The following is a 2,300-nucleotide window of genomic DNA, read 5'->3' on the forward strand; positions in this document are numbered from 1 at the left end:
AGCATTCACAAATCCCTGAATTACGTTTTCAATATCTTTCTTCGTTGCTTCCACAGGCATCGGAAAAGCTCCTTCACCGCCATAAAACGCAAGTTGCCTCCTTGTGGTTGCACTGCTGATGGAGCCAATATATTTGATTCGAATCGGTTACCTTGAGATAAAGCACTCGCGTGTTCTAACTGAACAATAATTGCTCCGCCAGCCTTATGAACAGCTTCCACCACCTTTTCCCACGATTTAGCCTGTTCGTCAGTGGCCATCCCGGGCTGGTTGAAATAACACTGACTAAACAGCTCATCTGTATAGGTTCCCTCAACAATAATCAAACCAAATCCGCCATGTGCAAATGAAGCATAGTATTGTGCCATTTGATCCGTTGCAAAGCCTTCTGGAGAAGCACTCGTGCGTGTCATAGGTGCAACACCTAATCGATTTTTCAGCACTATTTTTTAGTTCTACAAAATTAAATCGTCCAATCTTCCGCCCCGAATTTTGCTGACCCAAGCAGGATCAACCAATAATGCATACAGTCGATCTTAGAACCCTGTAGTATACTGTGTAGGGATTGCAGTTTCTTTTTTCAATTTTGAAGCGGCTTCCAGTGACCAATAAGGATTTCTCAACATCCCTCTACCCACAGCAACCAGATCGGCCTCTTCATTTCCGATAACTGCATTCGCCAAAATTGGATCTTCTAGTCTTCCAACGGCCATCACCGGAATATCCAGAGCTTCTTTGATTTCTTTTGCCAAGGGGACTTGATATGCTGCGTGAGTTCCTGGTCTGCCCCATGCAGCTATAGGTCCCTCACCGCCAGATGAAATATCAAACATATCTACTCCTGCCTTTTGATATTCCTTGGCAAAAGCAATGCTTTCCTTAATACCATATCCACCATCTACGTATTCTTTGGCAGAAATACGCATCAAGAGCGGCATATCTTCCGGCATTTCGCCCTTCGCTGCCTGAATGATCTCCCGACCAAAAAGGGTAAGGTCTTTACCGTATCTATCTTCCCGTTTGTTCGTAAGCGGCGAATGAAATTGATGAATCAAATAGCCATGTGCACCATGAATTTCAATGGTGTCGAATCCAGCCTTGACAGCGCGAGCTACAGCAGCACGAAATTTCTCAACTAGTCCTTTAACCTCTTCTGTTGTAAGCGCGCGAGGTTGTTTTGAATTTTCATCAAATGCAATGGCAGATGGCGCTACAGGAACTTCAGCATCTTCCGCCTTGCGTCCGGCATGCGCGATCTGGATTCCCACTTTGGCACCGTAGCTGTGACAAGCATCTACAATCCGTTTGAGAGCAGGAATCTGCTCATCTGACCATAAACCAAGATCAAAATCGGAGATACGACCATCCGGCTCTACATCTGTCATTTCAATCATGATAAAACCAGCTCCGCCTACCGCTCGGCTAACGTAGTGTATATAATGCCAATCTGTGGCGACCCCATCCTTTTTGTCAACCGAATATTGGCACATTGGAGGCATAACTACGCGATTTTTCAATTCCAAACCTTTAATTGTATAGGGACTAAATAAATCTTTCATGTGAGAAAGACTCCTCTCTGAGGTATATTATGAAATACATCAATCAAATGCATGCACACGCATATATATTAACATGTTTGTTTCATTTGTCAACTTTAGGTATGATTTCAAAACTTCAAAGTAAATACGCCATTTACTCGTTGGTCCTCATCTTCAGATTTTTTGCAATGCATCAACAACTGAATCGTCACCAGTAATCAGATCAAAAGCTCGCTTGTATGTGTTCTTCACATCTAAAGCTGCCACAATGGCACGGGCTACATCCTTACGAGGGATACTGCCATAGGTGATATTCTCCGCAGCAGCCTGCGCAATTAATTAATGTATCTGCACGGCCCAAATGGTCTATGGTGAAATTCACCAATGACTGAACTTCTGCATTGACATCTTGTTCTAATTAAATATTAAGTAACCGAATGGTTTAGCACATTACCAAATTAAAAAACATGCGCATGCATTTAATTTAGTGAAAAAATTACTTGCTGTCAAGTTTTGAATGCAAATATGGATTGCTTATTTTTCAAAAAAATACGTGGATGATTTGAATAAACTTTGCTTTCTCTTTTCATTCTAAGTTCTCATCCTTTTCGGCACGTTAAACTGTGAGCGCTTCTGGTATCCACTAGGAAGCGCTCGTACTGTATATTAATTTGGATGTGGAGGTAAATCTACATTCTCATGCTCTCCATAAAAAAGCTCGATGCATTGGACACCCACTTCTTGGGATGAAGAACAAGCTGA

At 42.3% G+C, this 2,300-nt stretch carries 2 protein-coding genes; both read right to left on the minus strand.

The window, feature by feature from the left end; all coding sequences use genetic code 11:
- Positions 1 to 20 precede the first annotated feature (20 nt).
- Positions 21 to 413 (minus strand): oxidoreductase, encoded by a 393-nt coding sequence (locus GRP75_RS24745; protein ID WP_237449179.1) that lies wholly within the window; start codon positions 411 to 413, stop codon positions 21 to 23.
- A gap of 123 nt (positions 414 to 536) precedes the next feature.
- A complete protein-coding gene (locus GRP75_RS29360; protein ID WP_202404301.1) occupies positions 537 to 1,559 on the minus strand; it encodes an NADH:flavin oxidoreductase/NADH oxidase in 1,023 nt (340 codons plus the stop codon).
- Positions 1,560 to 2,300: the final 741 nt, after the last annotated feature.

The sequence above is a fragment of the Paenibacillus sp. OT2-17 genome (assembly GCF_009827695.1).
GTDB classification, from domain to species: domain Bacteria; phylum Bacillota; class Bacilli; order Paenibacillales; family Paenibacillaceae; genus Paenibacillus; species Paenibacillus polymyxa_B.